Source organism: Methanocalculus alkaliphilus, assembly GCF_024170505.1.
Taxonomy (GTDB): Archaea; Halobacteriota; Methanomicrobia; order Methanomicrobiales; family Methanocorpusculaceae; genus Methanocalculus; species Methanocalculus alkaliphilus.
Genome location: NZ_JALJYG010000004.1, coordinates 27,874 through 44,693, shown reverse-complemented (window position 1 = coordinate 44,693; position 16,820 = coordinate 27,874). Strand labels below are relative to the sequence as shown.

Below are 16,820 nucleotides of genomic sequence, written 5' to 3'. Positions count from 1 at the left end.
TGGTGAAAGAATGGAGAAATTATCAATTCGCTTCGGAACCCGTGAGTTTCCAGCCGATTATACCTGTGACGGCAAAGACCGCTCCCCTCCTCTCCACATCGAGGGCCTTAACGAGAACGTGAAAGCTCTCGCCCTCATCATGGAGGATGAAAGCTCAAAAGATGGTGGTAACTTCACCCACTGGATCATCTGGAACATCGATCCTGTCAGGATACTGCCGGAGGGACTGGAGAAAGAACCAACCATCAGCTTCCCGGTCAGTGCTGTCCAGGGAAGGAACGACTATGGAGAGGTAGGATACCGGGGCCCCTGCCCGGAGTCCGGCACTCCGCATCGATATATCTTCAAGGTCTATGCAATCGATGCACCACTCGCTCTTGAGGCAGGTGCGACTAAAAAAGAGCTTGCCGCTGCCCTTGCAGGGCGTGTTATCCAGTTTGGATCGACACATGCAATCTATTCCCGGTAACATCAGTACATCGGCCAGAAGATGAGGAGGAGCGGGATCGAGACGATGACAATGATCATCTCCAGAACGATCCCCAACCTCCAATAGTCGGTAAACCGGTACCCTCCCGGACCCATCACCAGGGTATTGGACTGATGACCGATGGGGGTAAGGAACGCACATGACGCACCGATAGCCACTGCCATGAGGAACGGATCAATGGAAGCTCCAAAATCCAGTGCGATACCGATGGCAATCGGGGCCATCAGAACAGCTGCGGCGGCATTATTGACGAGATCAGAGAGGAACATCGTTATAACCAGAAGGAGGGCAAGGGTCATCCATGGGGGGAACATCGAAGAGCCGATGACAATAGTCTCTGCGATTAATTTCGCCCCGCCGCTCGTCTCAAGTGCCTGGCCGACCGGGATCATCGCACCAAGAAGAATAATAATCGGCCATTCCACACTGGCATAGGCTTCACGCAGCGAGATGATGGAGGTGAGGATCATCAGCACAACGGCGGCACTGAATGTAATCTGGACGGGGAGAATTCCTAATGCTGATATCAGAAGGGCGGAGCCGAAGATGGCGATGGCAAGGAGGATCCATTTCGGTGTGCCGATCCGTATCTCCCGTTCAGCAAGTGGGAGACATCCAAGAGTCGGAAGGCTTGCAGCCATCGCATCTTTCTTCCCCTGCAGAAGAAGAATGTCGCCAGGCCGGAATCGTATCTGGTTTAAGCGTTCCCTGATCCTCGATCCCTCCCGTGCAACGGCAAGGAGGTTAATCCCATGGATCCATCGGAGATTGGCGGAGTATGCAGTCTGATCGATGATCGGTGAGTCGGGCTTGACAATCGCCTCAATGATGCCAACGGAGTCAGATCCGATCACCTCCTCTGAGACATCCGCCTTCCCGGCAAGCTCCAGTTTCGTTGCATCAAGGAGTGTCTGAAGATCATCCGAATCTGCCCGGATGATCAGGATATCCTCATCAAGTATTCTCTCATAGCTGGATGGGGCAACGATCCGCCGCCCGCCCCTGATCACACCGACAACCATCACATCGGCTTCAGTAACCGCCCCGATATCAGCGATCATCTTCCCAGAGAGTTTACACCCTTCGGGAACCTTCACTTCTGTCAGATAGTCCTTCACCGAGAAGAGTTCATCAGCCGAGGCAGGACTCTCACGTACCGGTATCAGGCGCCAGCCGATGAGCGATATAAAGAGGATACCACAGATCGCAACACCGATACCGACATACGCAAAATCGAAGATGAGAAAGGGATCGGCCCCGTTCTGAACCCGGTATGTGGCAATGATGATATTAGGGGGTGTCCCGATGAGGGTGGTCATTCCGCCAAGGAGAGATCCAAACGCAATCGGCATAAGAAGGAAGGAAGGGGATCGTCCGTTCTTCCTCGCAGTCCTGATCGCAACTGGCATCATCAGGGCAAGTGCACCAACATTATTCATGAAAGCCGAGAGAACAGCGACGATACCGGTCATCGAGAAGATTTGTTTCACTTCACCATCACCAACCCGTCCAACCCACCGGCTCAGTATATCGATGAGCCCGGAGTTCTGAAGTCCCCTGCTGACAATTAAAACAGCTGCAACGGTGATGACCGCCGGGTGGCCAAATCCGAGGAATGCATCCATCGGATCGACGATCCCTGCGATTGTGACAATAAGAAGAGCTATGAGGGCGACGATATCATACCGTATCTTCCCTGTTGCAAAGAGGACCAGGGCAAGGAGAAGGGTACCAAAGACGATTGCCATCTCAGCCATCTGATATCATATCCAGGATATACTACTGGATGCAGATATACCAGATATATCTTCCCTTTTTTCATAGAGAAAGGAATGGGGGAGGCGTGGATCAAGGGTTCTTGAGAACGACCCCGGAACGAATATCAACCCCTCAGATCGTCTGCAACACCCGTAATCCATGTCCTGATCGCATTCCAGTCCCGGAAATCCCCGATTGGGGCTTTGACAACTTTGAGTGCCGTCCTTTCAAAAAACGAAAGTCGCGATGGATCAGTCTTCCCGGCAAAGTATCCGAGCCTCCCCGGACTGAAGGGAGCAATCGCCGTATCCAGAACCTGCCTCGCCTCCGCCTGCTTCACCTCATCCCCGGTAAATGCCATACCAACGGTAAATGCCCCGATGAGCCTCCCCTTGATTGTGGCCTGATGCTGTTTGCAGAACTCCTCCACCTCCTTCATCCTCCCCACATAGATTGGACCCCCGATGATGAGGCGGTCATACTCTCCGGGATCAATGACCTCCCTGATCTCCTTCACCTCTGCAGAGATACCATGGTTTTTGAGTTCAGATGCAATGAAGGTGGCAATCTCTGCTGTTGATCCGGCATGTGTCGCATACGCAATGAGTACTCGCATACATACGGACAGGCTATAAAAGAATATGAACCTTATCAGAAGAGTGCCTGAAAGATACGTAATTCCATGATGTGGCATCAACGCAGTACACAATAATTCTCCTCGGGTTACCCTGATTACTCTGGGAAAATGTGCCCGATCCACTGCCCTTATCCGATCCTCAGGCACATAATTTAGAGATCTGAGTGGTATTCTTTCACATCTACCTGACCGATGACTGCAATCTCTGCTGCCGGTACTGCCGGGGGAAGATGTTTGATGATCTCGATGAGACGGACTTTCCCTGCGAGATAGCATCCGATCTCCCCTCTGAGTTCGATGAGAACCTCCTCGATCCGCTCTACCGGTTCCTTGCCAGGGATCCCGACCCTGTTGTCACCTTCATCGGCGGCGAGCCACTCCTCCGCCAGGATCTCATCTGCCGGATCATGGATGAAGCCCCATGCAGCCGCTTCATGCTTCAGACGAATGGACTCCTCCTCAACAGATTATCCACGGAGTACCGGAACAGGTTTGAGACGATCCTCGTCTCAATAGACGGAGCAGAGGATCTGACCGATAATAACCGTGGGGAGGGGGTCTATAACCAGATAACTGCCAATATCCGGATGCTGAGGGATAAGGGCTTCTCCGGGGAGCTCATCGCCAGGATGACCGTCGATGAAGAGACTGACATCCACGCATCGGTGACCCATCTCGCCTCCGAAATGAACAATCCGTTCCGATCGATTCACTGGCAGATGGATGCAAATTTCCAGGGGGATTTTAAGAGACGGCGGTTTGGGGAATGGGTCAGAGACAGCTACAACCCCGGCATATCCGCTCTTGTTGAGGACTGGATAGCCCATATGAGAGAGTATGAGGAGGTACCAAAATGGTACCCCTTCCTCTCCACCACCGAAGATCTCCTCCTCAACAGAACCTCCGGTCTTCGTTGTGGCTCAGGAGTCACAAACTATACCATCCAGGCCGATGGGTCGATCATTCCCTGTCCCATCATGACCGGGATGAAGGATCTCATCCTTGGTTCAATCAGGACCGCAGATCCCTGTCACCTCCCTCTATCACTCCCAGGCCATCCATGCACAGACTGTTCCATCCACGGCTTCTGCGGAGGAAGGTGCCTCTATTCAAATTTCATACGCCCCTGGCCGGAAGAAGGGGTAGATGTGGTCTGCTCAACAATCCACCACCTCCGCTCAACATTGCTGGATCACCTCCCTGAGATACAGAATCTCATGAAACATGGGACAATCGGGGAGGCTTCGTTTCAGCATACACGATTCAATGGATGTGAGATCATCCCCTGATAACGAAGAGTAGATTATTCATAAGATACTTATATTTCCCCAGTATCAGAAGGGAGGTGGTCTCGTGACAGAAGAGGGGTGTGAACAATTAACTGCAGAGGAGCTGCTCACCCGGGCCCGTCTCGAACGGGACCCCACCCGAAAATTATTCTTCTCCTCAGAGGCTATCGAGAGGAATCCCGACGATCCGAAGGCGTGGATCGAACGAACGAAGGCACTCATGAAATGTGCCATGCTCACCGAAGCAGAAGAGCAGATCAATGAGGTGCTGAGACGCTATCCTGATGATGGTGATGGCTGGTATCTGCATGGCCTTCTCATGAATATGATGGGGAGTCGGACGCTGGCAAAGGAGAGCCTGAAGAAAGCCATCGGCTCATCAATACATCCGGGACCGGCCCAATATGCCCTTGGCAGCATCCTTGCATCCGAAGGTCAGGATGATGAGGCGCTCACCATCTTTGATGCCGCCCTCAGAGAGGACATCCATGACTCCGATGCATGGTATGCACGGGGGAGAGCTCTCCTCAGAATGCGACGCTACCGTCAGGCGATCATCTCCTTTGACCATGTCCTGGAGGGAAGGCCAGGTGACCATCATGCCACCGAAGCACGCCGTGAAGCTATCCGGATGATGAACCGTGAACAGGCAGTGCGTGAGGGGGATCGTGAGTTTGAGACGCTCCGGGAAGAGGCAGATTATCTCCAGCTTGCCCGCATCCTGGAACATGCAGGTGATGCAAAGGCAAAGAAGGCAGCAGAAGTGCTGATCAGCCTTGGAAGAGGATCAACCCGGCATATCCGGCCTCTCCTCTCCCATGATGATCCAATAATCAGGCTTCGCGCACTCCATACACTTCTTGCTCTGGATGATCAGGAGTGTGCCGATATCTTCGTCCAGGTTGCATTAAAGATACAAACCCCTGAGGAAGGAGGGGGAAGAAAATCCGCCGATCTCCTCGATGCCATCAGCCACGCCCTCAGAAGAATGCGTATCGATACCACGCCTGCACTCGAGGAGGCGATCCATAGTGGTGATGAGAACAGGACAATACGGGCTATCCGGCTCCTTCAGCGGACAGGGGGGGAGAAGTGCCTCATCCACCTCCTCTCTGCAACGAGTAGCGCTTCCATCACAGTAATCTATGCTGCCCTGACTGCACTTGGTGCAATCGGGGATGAGCGTGCGGTTGACCGGGTTGCCACCCTCATGAAAAGCCCGGACCCGGCGGTTCGTGAGCGCGCACGGGCAGTTAATCGTCTAATAATCCAACGGTCACTCCCTGCACTGATGAGACGATATGCTTCAGCAGACGAAGATGACCGGGCCAGCCTCCTTGGGATCCTTGGGGAGGCAGGGGGAGGTGCGATCCCTGAACTTCTCCGGATGCTCAGATTTGAGGAGGATAGCAACGTCCGGGAAGCAGCATCTGAGGCTCTCATCGCCGCCTCGGACGGCAAAGCGATCCAGCCTCTCATCGATACACTCATATCGGCAGATAATCGTCTTGCAGACCATGTCAGGGCAGCATTAATCCATACCGTACCCTCAGCAGTCCCGCATCTTATGGATCTCCTCATTGATCCGAGACGTCGCGTCCGTGAGCGGGCATCAGATACGCTCACAGGAATGGGAAGGAATGCACTTCCTGCACTCATTGGTGCTATCTATGCAGAGGATCCGGCTCTGAGAGATGCGGCATCAGGGATTCTCATCCGCATCGGAATGAACGCTCTTCCCGCACTTGAAGATGCACTCCACCTCTCTGATGATCAGGATCTGATCAGGGATCTCATCAGTCGTATCAGAAAGAATGAGCGTATGGAACGCCTCCTTGCTGAATACCGCGGTGAGGAGCCGATCTGAACCGCTGAGATCCTGACGATGGACCTTATCCTCATCATCTCCATTCTCCTTCTGACCGGCATCATCGCCGGTTTCTTCGCAGGCCTCCTCGGGATAGGCGGCGGTTTTCTCATGGTCCCGGTTCAGTATATGATCCTTGTCTCTACAGGTATGGATCCAACAGTAGCAATCCGGGTCGCTTTTGGAACAAGCCTGGCTGTCGTCTTTCCTGTCTCCTGTGCGGCTGCCTTTGCTCATCACACAAGGGGAGGAATAGACTGGGGTGCCGCAGTTCCAATAGGTTGTGCTGGACTGATCGGAGGCTTTGCCGGAGGAACACTTGCATCACATCTCCCGGCTGATATCCTAAAACCCCTCTTTGGAGTGATGATCATCATTGCCGCCATCCGGATGTTGACCGGGACTCCGGTATGCAGGGGAGAGAAGGACTCCTGCCTCTTCTCCTGGACGCTGCTTGGAGCGATCATCGGGATTCTTTCCGGACTTCTTGGTATGGGCGGGGGTATTCTTCTCGTCCCAATCCTCCTCCTCTTCTTCAATCTCCCGATTCACCGGGCAGTGGGAACGTCGTCTGCCTGTATCCTCTTCTTCTCCACAGGCGGAATTCTTGCGTACATCGTTCATGGCCTTAGAGTCGCGGATCTGGGAGCGGGGTATCTCGGGTATATCGACCTTCTGCAATGGATTATCCTGACAGGAACGATGATCCCACTCTCACGATTAGGTGTCGGAGCTGCACACCGGCTTCCCGCAGAGAGGTTGAAGAGGGTCTTTGCTGGTATGATGGTGATCATTGGCATCGTTATGATAGGAATTCTGCCCTGAGACGTCTGGCAATTGGTTGACTTTTCAACACCTTTATAAAAGGATGGAAGGCAAGGACTTATTATTCTCACGCTGTACAGAATTAATGACGTTTGGGGAGGGATACCCTGGACGCATCTTTTCGGAGATAGTACATGAGTAAAAAAAGAGCAGATAAAACGGAGGTCCCAGAAATGTTCGAACACAGACATAACGGCCTTCCACCCCAAATCCTCGACTGTGCACGGTTTATGAATCTCGATCCTCTGACAGCAGAATATCTCTGCCACCCAATGCGTGAGCTGACCGTATCGATTCCAATCCGGATGGATGACGGACAGGTCAAGGTCTTCACCGGATATCGAATCCAGTGGAACGACGCACTCGGTCCAATGAAGGGGGGTATCCGGTACCACCCCGATGAGACGATCGATACCGTCAGATCACTGGCCGCATGGATGACATGGAAGACCGCACTCCTCGATCTCCCCCTTGGTGGAGCTAAAGGAGGGATCGTCTGCGATCCAAAGACCCTCTCAGACAGGGAGCTGCAGAGGCTGACCAGGAGATATATCCAGCGGATAGCACCGTTCATCGGTCCGGAGACCGATGTTCCTGCACCCGATGTCGGCACCGATGCACGGGTGATGGGATGGATGATGGATGAGTACTCCCGGCTTCAGGGGAAATACCAGCCCGGTGTCATTACAGGCAAGCCGATCCAGGTTGGTGGTGCACTTGGAAGGACAGAAGCGACAGCCCGTGGTGGTATTGCAACCATCAGTGAGGCGGCACGCGAACTGAATATTCAGCTGAAAGATGCAACCGTGGCTATCCAGGGCTTTGGAAATGCCGGCGCCAATGCGGCATACCTCGCACGGAACCTCCTCAATACACGGGTCATTGCAGTTTCTGATTCAAAAGGGTGTGTCTACCATGCCGAAGGCTTAAACCTTGAAGAGGTGAGTGCCCAGAAGAGGAAGACAGGTAGCGTTGTCGGAGCGCCAAATACTGAGAAGATGAACGGTGATGACGTCTTCACCCTTGAGGCAGATATCGTCATCGCAGCGGCGCTTGAAGATGCGATCACCCCTTCAATCGCAGAGAAGATGACCCCGAAGATCGTTGCCGAGCTGGCAAACGGGCCGACGACCCCCGAAGCCGACCGGATTCTCTTTGAAGAGGGTGTCCACGTCATCCCTGATATCCTCTGCAATGCCGGAGGAGTGACGGTATCATTCTTTGAGATGATCCAAAACAAGACATTTGACGCCTGGACCGAGGATGAGGTCAACCAGAGGCTTGAAAAGAAGATGATCAAGGCATACCGTGATGTCTTCCAGATGGCAAGGACAAGCGGCATCACCATGAGAAAAGCCGCATATGTCGTCGCCTCAGAGCGCATCATTAATGCAATGAAGCTTCGCGGCTGGATATAATCTTTGAAAATGATGAGGGGGACATAATAGGGCTCCATCTGCCCCCCTCACCATGGTGGGAGATAGTACACTGATGGAGCCCATCTGTTTTTAGTTACCTTCGTGGTTTCGGACCCAGTACTCCCCCTCGACAGGCAGGACGAAGATCCGTCCATCCCCGACCTTGCCCGTCATTGCATTGGTTTTGATGATACCAACGATCTTTTCGACATCCGCGTCCCTGGTGAAGATCTCGATCTTGATCTTTGGGATCAGATTCACCTTCATCGCTCCACCACGGTACTGAAGGGTGATGCCCTTCTGGGCACCCCTCCCCTGTACCTCCGAGATTGTCATGGCCGTAAACCCATTCTCTTCAAGCGCCTTCTGAACGACTTCAAACCGCTCAGGCCGAATGATTGCCTCAATCTTTTTCATCACAGAGTCCCTCCATCAGTTTGCCACTTTCTCTCCATGCTGGGAGATGTCAAGACCAACATACTCCTCCTCCTCGGTGACCCGCAGACCTATCGTCTTATGGACCGCATAGGCGAGGATATAGGTGACGACGAAGGCATAGATGACCGCGGCTATTGCATCGAGTGCCTGAATCCCAAACTGTGCAGCGTTGCCATAGAGGAGACCGTTAACACCACCAATTGCAGCTGTTGCAAAGATACCGGTCGCAAGGGCACCCCATAAACCTCCGACACCATGGATAGCCCATGCGTCCAGAGTCTCGTCGAGGCCTTTTTTAATCCGCCAGAGCATCGCTTTGTAGCATACAAGTCCTGAGATGAATCCTATGGCGATGGCAGCAAGCGGATCCACATACCCTGCGGCAGGTGTGATCGCAACCAGTCCCGCGATAGCACCGGAGATGAACCCAAGTGATGATGGTTTCCCGTGCAGCCAGGCAGCAAACATCCATGAGAGTGCGCCAGCAGCGGCTGCGATGTTTGTTGCAACGAAGACTGTTGCAGCCAGACCATCTGCGGCAAGGGCTGAACCGGCGTTGAATCCAAACCACCCGAACCAGAGGAGTGCACCACCAAGCAGTGTCATCGGGATGTTATGTGGTTCCATTGAGTGGGTACCAAAGCCGATCCGTTTGCCGATGACAAGCGCAACAGCCAGAGCACCAAACCCGGAACTGATGTGAACCACCGTTCCACCTGCAAAGTCCAGCGCCCCCATCTGGTGAGCCCAGCCACCACCCCATGCCCAGTGGGCAAGCGGATCATAGACGAGGGTCGTCCAGAGAAGGCCGAAGACGATGAACGAGCTGACCTTCACCCGTTCAGCAAGAGCCGAGGTCAGTATCGCAAGTGTCAGTCCGGCAAAGACGAGCTGGAAGACCATGAAGAGGAGGTCTGGTATCCCGTCACCTTCCATGCCGACACCGGCAAGGCCAATGTGATCCAGGTTGCCGATAAAACCACCGACACTCGTCCCGAACGCAAGCGAATACCCGATAAGCACCCACTGAATGCTGACTACCGCAAACGATATCATCGCAAGCGCAATCGCTGAGATGAAGTTCTTCCTCCGTACCATGCCTCCATAGAAGAGCCCGACCCCGGGCGTCATCAGCATAACCATAGCAGTTGCAATCAGCACAAAGGCAGTTGCACCCGAATCAAGTTCCATTCTGTTTCAACCCCATTCCCGAGTTTGTTCAGTCAGCGCATGGCCACTCCGGGGCAGAAGCCCGGTCAGATGGACCACTAACGTCAGATATGAAGGGTGGATGAGCCCGGAATACCCGGGTGTATCCCCCTTCACACATGACATAGAAGGAAGTTATCTTCCATTGTTTATATAGATTTCTATTTTGTTTCAGAAACAGATCCCCTGTGAATCAAGAAGGAGCACGAAACACCTGAGATGAGATGCAGAAATTCTGGAAAAAGCCCCACAGCAGGGTTTAAAAAAAGAAGGGATGGGTTTTAGTAGCTTGAGAGATACCGGTTCGTCTCCCAGTCGGTGACGGCGGTACGGAAGGAATCCCATTCGATCTCTGCGATTGAGTTTAAGTTCTCAGTCACATGAGGGCCAAGGGTGGCGCAGATGAGGGGATCCTGCATCATGTACTGGTTCGCCTCGATGAGGCTTCCAGGCAGGGTATAGATCCCTTCATTTTCCCTCTCTTCCGCAGTCATATGGAAGATGTTCTTATCTGCACTTGCAGGGGGCTCAAGCTTGTTTTTGATCCCATCAAGACCTGCGGCAAGTATTGCTGCGAAGGTGAGATACGGATTGCAGGTTGGATCAGGGCTCCTCAGCTCAACCCGGGTGCTCCGGCCACGGGGGGCAGGCACACGGACAAGCGCGGTCCGGTTGGAGGCACTCCAGCCGATATAGACGGGAGCTTCATATCCCGGAACAAGCCGCTTGTAAGAGTTGACCGTCGGGTTGGCAAGCCGGGTGATCCCCTTCACATGCTTCAGCATGCCTGCAATAAACTGCATGGCAGTCTCTGAGAGCTGCTTTGGCGCATCAGGATCATAGAATGCGTTCTGTCCATCCAGTGTTCCAAGGGAACAGTTGGTATGCATCCCGGACCCGTTGATCCCAAAGATCGGTTTTGCCATGAAGCTTGCATGCAGACCGTTCTGCAGGGCTATCGTCTTGGTTGCAAACTTGAAGGTGATGACATTGTCTGCAGTCGTGAGGGCATCGCCATACTTGAAGTCGATCTCATGCTGGGATTTCGCGACTTCATGATGGGACGCCTCGATATCAAAGCCCATTTCTGTGAGAGCGATGATGATATCCCGGCGGACATCCTCTGCAAGGTCGGTCGGGGCAAGATCGAAGTACCCTCCGACATCCTGGAATTCAAGGGATGGCTGCCCATTCTGCTGCCGGAAGAGGAAGAACTCAAGCTCAGGGCCTGTGTTGAATATATACCCCATTTTTTGGGCCTCCTCTACCTGCTTCCTGAGGATATACCGCGGATCACCCTCAAACGGCACTCCTTTTGGGGTATAGACATCGCAGATGAACCGGGCAACGCGGCTCTTCTCGGAGCGCCATGGCAGAATCCGGTATGTCGAGATATCCGGCTTTAAGACCATGTCAGACTCCTCAATCCGGGCAAAGCCCTGGATAGAAGACCCGTCGAAGCTGATCCCATCAGTCAGTGCTTTCTCAGCCTGCTTCGCAGGGATAGCAACATTTTTTGACATCCCAAGGATATCAGTAAACTGAAGACGGATGAACTGCACCCTGTCTTCCTCAATCTTTTCCAGGATTCTGGACACACTGTCTCCTGTCATATGGAAGATTACTTCTACTGATTACTATAAATAGTTAATGGAACAACCATATAGACACCAGATAATGAGGTTATATTCAGCCTCGTGTGATGACCAATGTGTGGAATTATCAGTGTCATAGACAGATCCAGGTCCGGGATGGATGGATCCAGCATTAAAAAGGCCCTCTCTCTGATGGATGAGCGGGGAAGTGGTGAAGGGGCCGGTTATGCTGCATACGGTGTATATCCCGATTATGCAGACTACTATGCACTTCATATCTTCTTTGATAACCTTGTGGAGCCGAAGGTCGCAGTCGATGAGATCCTCAGAAAATGGGGTCATATTGAAGACGAAGAGGAGATCCCAACCATTGAGCAGCCTGATCTCAGACGAACCCACATCCCATGGCGGTACTTCTTCAAACCAGATATATCCCTGATGCCGGGAAGCAGGACCCCTGACGAAGATATCGTGATGAAGCTCGTCATGCAGATCAACACGACAATTCCCGGTGCGATAGTCTTCTCATCAGGGAAGAATATCGGCGTCTTCAAGGCATCGGGCTGGCCAGAAGCGGTGGCAGACTTTTACCAGATCGATAAATATGAAGGGTATATCTGGCTTGCCCATAATCGCTATCCAACAAACACATCAGGATGGTGGGGGGGAGCACACCCCTTCAACCTCCTCGACTGGAGTGTTGTACATAACGGTGAGATCACCTCGTATGGCACAAACCGTCGGTATATTGAAAGTTACGGCTATCGGTGTACGATGTTTACCGATACCGAGGTCGTCGCATACCTCTGTGACCTCCTCGGCAGAAAGCATCGACTTCCCGAGGATCTGATGGTCCGGGCGTTCGCCCCCCCGTTCTGGGATGAGATCGATTCGATGCCGGAGGATCAACAGAAGCTGAGCCAGGCGATCCGCCTGACCTATGGATCTGCCTTGATGAACGGACCCTTTGCCATCGTTGTTGCAACAGCCGAGGGGATCGTAGGTTTTACCGATCGGATCAAGCTCCGGCCTCTCATCGCTGCCGAATCGGGTGACCGTTTATACATATCAAGCGAGGAAGCGGCAATCAGGCGGATGGAGCCGAATCTTGACCGGGTATGGATGCCAAAAGCCGGTGAGCCGGTCATCGGGAGGGTCAGGATATGAGTCTTGGATCAATACCGATGAAGTTCAAGGTCAGGATTGATACCGACGAGTGTATGCTCTGCGAGCGGTGCATCGAAAACTGCCCATATGGAACATATCGCCTTGAAGGCGAGAAGATCCATATCGATTCGCGCCGATGCGTTGCCTGTCACCGATGTGTTGCGATGTGCCCGCGTGATGCAATAACCATCGAGGAGAAACCGATCGACTACAGGAGGCATCCTCTCTGGAGCAGGGAGGCGCGTGAGGCGATATATAATCAGGCCCGGACAGGGAAGATCGTCCTTGCCGGAATGGGAAATGCCCAGGATCTCCCAAGCATCTTCGACCGCCTGCTCCTTGATGCCTGCCAGGTGACGAACCCGAGTATCGATCCCCTCCGTGAACCGATGGAGCTGCGGACCTATATAGGGAAGAAGCCGCGAAGGCTGGATATTCAGCGGAAGGAGAACGGGGATGTTGAACTCAAAACAACTCTTGCACCAAATCTCCGCCTCGATACCCCGATCATGATCGGGCATATGAGCTACGGGGCAATCAGCCTGAACGCCCAGCTCTCAATGGCACGGGCAGTTGCTGATCAGGGAACATTCATGGGAACCGGTGAGGGGGGATTACACCCGGCACTCCGGCAGTACCAGGAAAGTATGATCGTCCAGGTCGCTTCAGGGCGGTTCGGTGTCGATATCGACTATCTGGAACGGGGAGCGGCAATTGAGATTAAGATAGGCCAGGGGGCTAAGCCGGGTATCGGCGGCCACCTCCCCGGGGAGAAGGTCGGCCCTGATGTCTCACAGACAAGGATGATCCCGGAGAGGAGCGATGCAATCAGTCCTGCACCCCATCATGACATCTACTCGATAGAGGATCTCAAACAGCTTGTTCATTCCCTGAAAGAGGCGACGGAGTGGAAGAAGCCAATATTTGTGAAGATTGCCGCAGTTCATAATGTCGCCGCCATCGCATCCGGAATAGCGCGTTCGTCCGCCGATGCCGTCGTCATTGACGGATTCAGGGGAGGGACCGGGGCCGCACCACGCGTATTCCGGGATCATGTCGGCATCCCTATCGAGGCCGCCATAGCAGCAGTCGATCAGAAGCTGAGATCACAGGGTATCAGAAATGAGATCTCGATCATCGCCTCCGGAGGCATCCGTGACGCCGCCGATGTGACAAAGGCGATCGCGCTCGGAGCTGATGCCATCTATATCGGGACGGCTGCGTTGATCGCGATGGGGTGCAGGGTCTGTGGCACATGTTATCGCGGGCAATGTCCGTGGGGTATCGCAACCCAGATGCCCGGACTGACGAACCGCCTGAATCCGGATGTCGAGTGGCAGCATGTCGCCAACCTCTTCAAAGGCTGGACGCTTGAGATCAGCGAGCTGATGGGAGCTGCCGGGATTAACAGTATCGAGAGCCTGCGTGGAAACCGTGATCGGCTCAGGGCATATCTGCTTGATGAAGCGATGATGAACGTCCTTGATGTCAAGCCGGTGGGGGCATAGGTATGGAGAAGGAGATCATAATCGATGCAGACGAGATGCACTACACGCCCCTCAACAAGGCGATCCGATCTGCTGTCAGGGACGGTGTCTCAAAGATTCGGATCGAGAATGTCCTTGGCCAGCGGTTCATCGCAGATGGGCTGAGGGGGGATGTTAGCATCACTGTTCATGGCATCCCCGGAGGGGATCTCGGGATGTTTATGAGTGGCCCAACCGTTGAGGTCTTCGGCAACTGCGACCATGCACCGGGGAACACCATGGATGCAGGAGAGATCATCATTCATGGCAGCTCGGGTGACGCTACAGCCCATTCGATGCGGGGAGGGATGGTGATGGTTCGTGACGATATCGGGTACCGTGGCGGGATCCATATGAAGGAATACGGCGATCACCGCCCGGTCCTGATTGTTGGAGGGAATGCACGCGCCTTCCTCGGTGAATATATGGCAGGAGGACTTGTCATCATCCTTGGATTGCAGGAGAAGAGAGTCCTGCCGGATCGCGGAATCGGGTCAGGGATCCATGGAGGCGAGATATTCATCAGGGGTGACGTTCCTGAACGCCTCCTTGGTGTCGGTGCAAAGAAGGCCGAAGCGACAGAGGAGGACAAAGCCAGGATTATCCCCTTCATCAGGCGGTATGCCGAGCGATTTTCTCTCGATCCGGCCCCTCTCATCGAAGATAGATATACGAGGATAACCCCTGCAAGCGGCCGGCCGTTTGCAAATAAATATACATGGGAGTGAGTGTGGTGTCAGGAAGTAGTTTTGAGGACCTGCAGCGAGACGTATGGAAGACAGGGCGCTGTTCCGGATGTGGTGCCTGTGTGGCGGTCTGTCCGGCCGACGCTATCATCTTCTGCTCCGAGCAGACCATCTGTCCGGAGAACAGGTTCTATTGTAAAGAGGTTGTTGACAGAGTGCCCTGCGGCGCATGTTATGCCGTCTGTCCACGAGTAGGAACAATACAGGGCCGCGGTCTCCTTGGCGAGTACCGGTCAGTCATTGCTGCAAAGGCCGGAGCCGAGATCCCCCACAAGCAGAGCGGTGGTGCGGTGACGGCGATTCTCGCCCATGCATTGGAGAATGATATGATAGATGCCGTTGTGACTGTTACAGAAGACCGGTTTACGCTTCAGCCACAGTCGGTTGTCATCACTTCAGCGGGGGAGCTCATCCGGCATGCAGGGAGCAGGTACGCCTGGTGGGTGCCCCTCCTCGCTGCATTGAAAGAAGCCGTCCTCAAGAAAAAATGCAGACGTATCGCTGTCATCGGCCTCCCCTGTGTGACTGAGGCGATTTCCCTGATGAGGAAGAGCGACAACGATCTTGTCCGGCCATACGCCCGTTCAATACGGCTCGTGCTGGGTCTCTTCTGTACCGAGACATTTGATTACGACCATCTTGTCGGGGATATTCTTGGCAGGCGCCATCAGCTCAGGCCGTATGATATTGAGAGGCTTAATGTCAAAGGCGGCCTCGATGTGACAAAGACGGATGGAGAAGTGATCAGGATCCCCCTGAAGGAACTGGAGGAGGCGATCCGGCCGGGATGTACGATCTGCACGGATTTAACCGCCAGGGACGCCGACATCTCGGCAGGCGCAATCGGATCACCGGATGGCTATACGACACTCATCATCAGGAGCGGGGTTGGAGAGGCGTTTGTTCACTCCGCAGTGGCTGCCGGGGCACTTATTGTAGATGAGACGATTGACCAGCAGCCGATTGAGTCTCTTGCCGCAAAGAAGGCGGCACGAGGGATCCCACGGGGATAGTATCAGCCACCCGGAAATCCTTTTTATCATCAGGGGATAGTATCCGTGCATGATACGAAGAGATCTCACAACAGCCCTGATGATTACAGCAGTGATTCTGTTTCTCGCAGGATTTCTGGTTATTCGATTCGATACAGATATCAATATTCCAGCGATCTCCGGGCTTTTTATCATCGCGATGGCCCTGCCCTCATATTATATCCTCTGTAAGGAAGCCGGATTTGGCAGAGGTATCCTGCTTCTGATTATCCTCAGCATCATTCCTCTCATCATTGAGGCGCAGGCTATTGTTACAGGCCTGCCCTATGGCGAGTTCCATTATTCGGATGATCTTGGACTGCGGCTCTTTGATCTCGTTCCTCTCACCGTTGCATTCGCCTATCTCCCAATACTCCTTGGTGCTTTTACAATCGCCTCACATCTTGCAGGGACGCATCCCTGGCGCCTGATCACAGGGAGTGCCCTCCTGCTCGTCCTCATCGATCTTGCCATCGATCCCGCAATTGTCCATGCAGGGCTCTGGATATGGCCTGGTGGAGGCGTGTATTATGGGGTTCCGGCTATCAACTTCCTCGGCTGGCTGCTGACAGGACTCATCTACTCCGGAATACTCTATCTCGGGATGCGAGAGAGACTGATGGAACAGAGACCGATCGCAATCGGTATGGCATCAAGCCTTCTTCTGATCATTGCATTATGGACCGGGTACCTCCTGTATGCCGGATTGCTCATCCCGTTCATTATCGGATGTATACTCCTTATCACCCTGCTGCATATGACAAGACAACTCCCCTTCTATCCATATACTGAAACTCCACAAGACACCCCCAAAAAATAGTTTT

15 protein-coding genes are annotated in these 16,820 nt (G+C 53.5%); 10 read left to right on the top strand and 5 right to left on the bottom strand.

Features of this window, described 5'->3' with window-relative positions; all coding sequences use genetic code 11:
- The first annotated feature begins 10 nt into the window (after positions 1-10).
- The gene (locus J2T58_RS04130; protein ID WP_253487651.1) at positions 11-469 is read left to right on the top strand and encodes a YbhB/YbcL family Raf kinase inhibitor-like protein; all 459 of its coding nucleotides are present in this window, start codon (positions 11-13) and stop codon (positions 467-469) included.
- A 2-nt stretch (positions 470-471) separates the two neighbouring features.
- On the opposite strand, the gene J2T58_RS04125 is transcribed toward J2T58_RS04130, so the two are convergent.
- Both J2T58_RS04125 and J2T58_RS04120 read right to left on the bottom strand, forming a co-directional pair.
- Positions 472-2,247 carry an SLC13 family permease gene (locus tag J2T58_RS04125; RefSeq protein WP_253487650.1) on the bottom strand — a complete coding sequence of 592 codons (1,776 nt, stop codon included), beginning with the start codon at positions 2,245-2,247 and terminating at the stop codon, positions 472-474.
- Positions 2,248-2,372: 125 nt separating this feature from the next.
- The gene (locus J2T58_RS04120) at positions 2,373-2,864 is read right to left on the bottom strand and encodes a flavodoxin domain-containing protein (RefSeq protein ID WP_253487649.1); all 492 of its coding nucleotides are present in this window, start codon (positions 2,862-2,864) and stop codon (positions 2,373-2,375) included.
- Between the two features lie 185 nt (positions 2,865-3,049).
- On the opposite strand from J2T58_RS04120, the gene J2T58_RS04115 reads away from it, so the two are divergent.
- The 4 genes from J2T58_RS04115 (at position 3,050) to J2T58_RS04100 (ending at position 8,284) form a co-directional block, all read left to right on the top strand.
- Complete coding sequence (locus J2T58_RS04115; protein WP_253487647.1) at positions 3,050-4,174, top strand: TIGR04084 family radical SAM/SPASM domain-containing protein; 1,125 nt, start codon at positions 3,050-3,052, stop codon at positions 4,172-4,174.
- Between the two features lie 64 nt (positions 4,175-4,238).
- On the top strand, positions 4,239-6,041 hold the full coding sequence (locus tag J2T58_RS11195; protein ID WP_253487645.1) for a HEAT repeat domain-containing protein: 1,803 nt from the start codon (positions 4,239-4,241) through the stop codon (positions 6,039-6,041).
- Positions 6,042-6,059: 18 nt separating this feature from the next.
- The gene (locus J2T58_RS04105) at positions 6,060-6,866 is read left to right on the top strand and encodes a sulfite exporter TauE/SafE family protein (protein WP_253487643.1); all 807 of its coding nucleotides are present in this window, start codon (positions 6,060-6,062) and stop codon (positions 6,864-6,866) included.
- Positions 6,867-7,039: 173 nt separating this feature from the next.
- Complete coding sequence (locus J2T58_RS04100) at positions 7,040-8,284, top strand: Glu/Leu/Phe/Val family dehydrogenase (RefSeq protein WP_253487641.1); 1,245 nt, start codon at positions 7,040-7,042, stop codon at positions 8,282-8,284.
- Between the two features lie 90 nt (positions 8,285-8,374).
- Here the strand turns inward: J2T58_RS04100 and J2T58_RS04095 are convergent, their stop codons facing one another.
- From J2T58_RS04095 to glnA, 3 genes are all read right to left on the bottom strand, one after another.
- Positions 8,375-8,701, bottom strand: coding sequence for a P-II family nitrogen regulator (locus J2T58_RS04095; RefSeq protein WP_253487640.1), 327 nt, complete (start codon positions 8,699-8,701; stop codon positions 8,375-8,377).
- Positions 8,702-8,716: 15 nt separating this feature from the next.
- Positions 8,717-9,913 (bottom strand): ammonium transporter, encoded by a 1,197-nt coding sequence (locus tag J2T58_RS04090; protein WP_253487639.1) that lies wholly within the window; start codon positions 9,911-9,913, stop codon positions 8,717-8,719.
- 299 nt (positions 9,914-10,212) lie between these two features.
- Positions 10,213-11,544 carry a type I glutamate--ammonia ligase gene (glnA, locus tag J2T58_RS04085; RefSeq protein ID WP_253487638.1) on the bottom strand — a complete coding sequence of 444 codons (1,332 nt, stop codon included), beginning with the start codon at positions 11,542-11,544 and terminating at the stop codon, positions 10,213-10,215.
- A gap of 96 nt (positions 11,545-11,640) precedes the next feature.
- On the opposite strand from glnA, the gene J2T58_RS04080 reads away from it, so the two are divergent.
- Genes J2T58_RS04080 through J2T58_RS04060 form a run of 5 tightly spaced genes read left to right on the top strand, consistent with a single transcriptional unit; the run spans position 11,641 to position 16,816 of the window.
- Positions 11,641-12,693 carry a class II glutamine amidotransferase gene (locus J2T58_RS04080; RefSeq protein WP_253487637.1) on the top strand — a complete coding sequence of 351 codons (1,053 nt, stop codon included), beginning with the start codon at positions 11,641-11,643 and terminating at the stop codon, positions 12,691-12,693.
- Positions 12,690-14,201: a glutamate synthase-related protein gene (locus J2T58_RS04075; protein WP_253487636.1), complete on the top strand. Its 1,512-nt coding sequence runs from the start codon at positions 12,690-12,692 to the stop codon at positions 14,199-14,201. Before J2T58_RS04080 ends, J2T58_RS04075 begins: the two co-directional genes overlap by 4 nt.
- A 2-nt stretch (positions 14,202-14,203) precedes the next feature.
- On the top strand, positions 14,204-14,947 hold the full coding sequence (locus J2T58_RS04070; protein ID WP_253487635.1) for a GltB/FmdC/FwdC-like GXGXG domain-containing protein: 744 nt from the start codon (positions 14,204-14,206) through the stop codon (positions 14,945-14,947).
- 5 nt (positions 14,948-14,952) lie between these two features.
- Positions 14,953-15,978, top strand: a complete 1,026-nt coding sequence (locus J2T58_RS04065; RefSeq protein WP_253487634.1) for a Coenzyme F420 hydrogenase/dehydrogenase, beta subunit C-terminal domain — start codon at positions 14,953-14,955, stop codon at positions 15,976-15,978.
- Between the two features lie 49 nt (positions 15,979-16,027).
- Complete coding sequence (locus tag J2T58_RS04060; RefSeq protein WP_253487632.1) at positions 16,028-16,816, top strand: carotenoid biosynthesis protein; 789 nt, start codon at positions 16,028-16,030, stop codon at positions 16,814-16,816.
- Positions 16,817-16,820 lie beyond the last annotated feature (4 nt).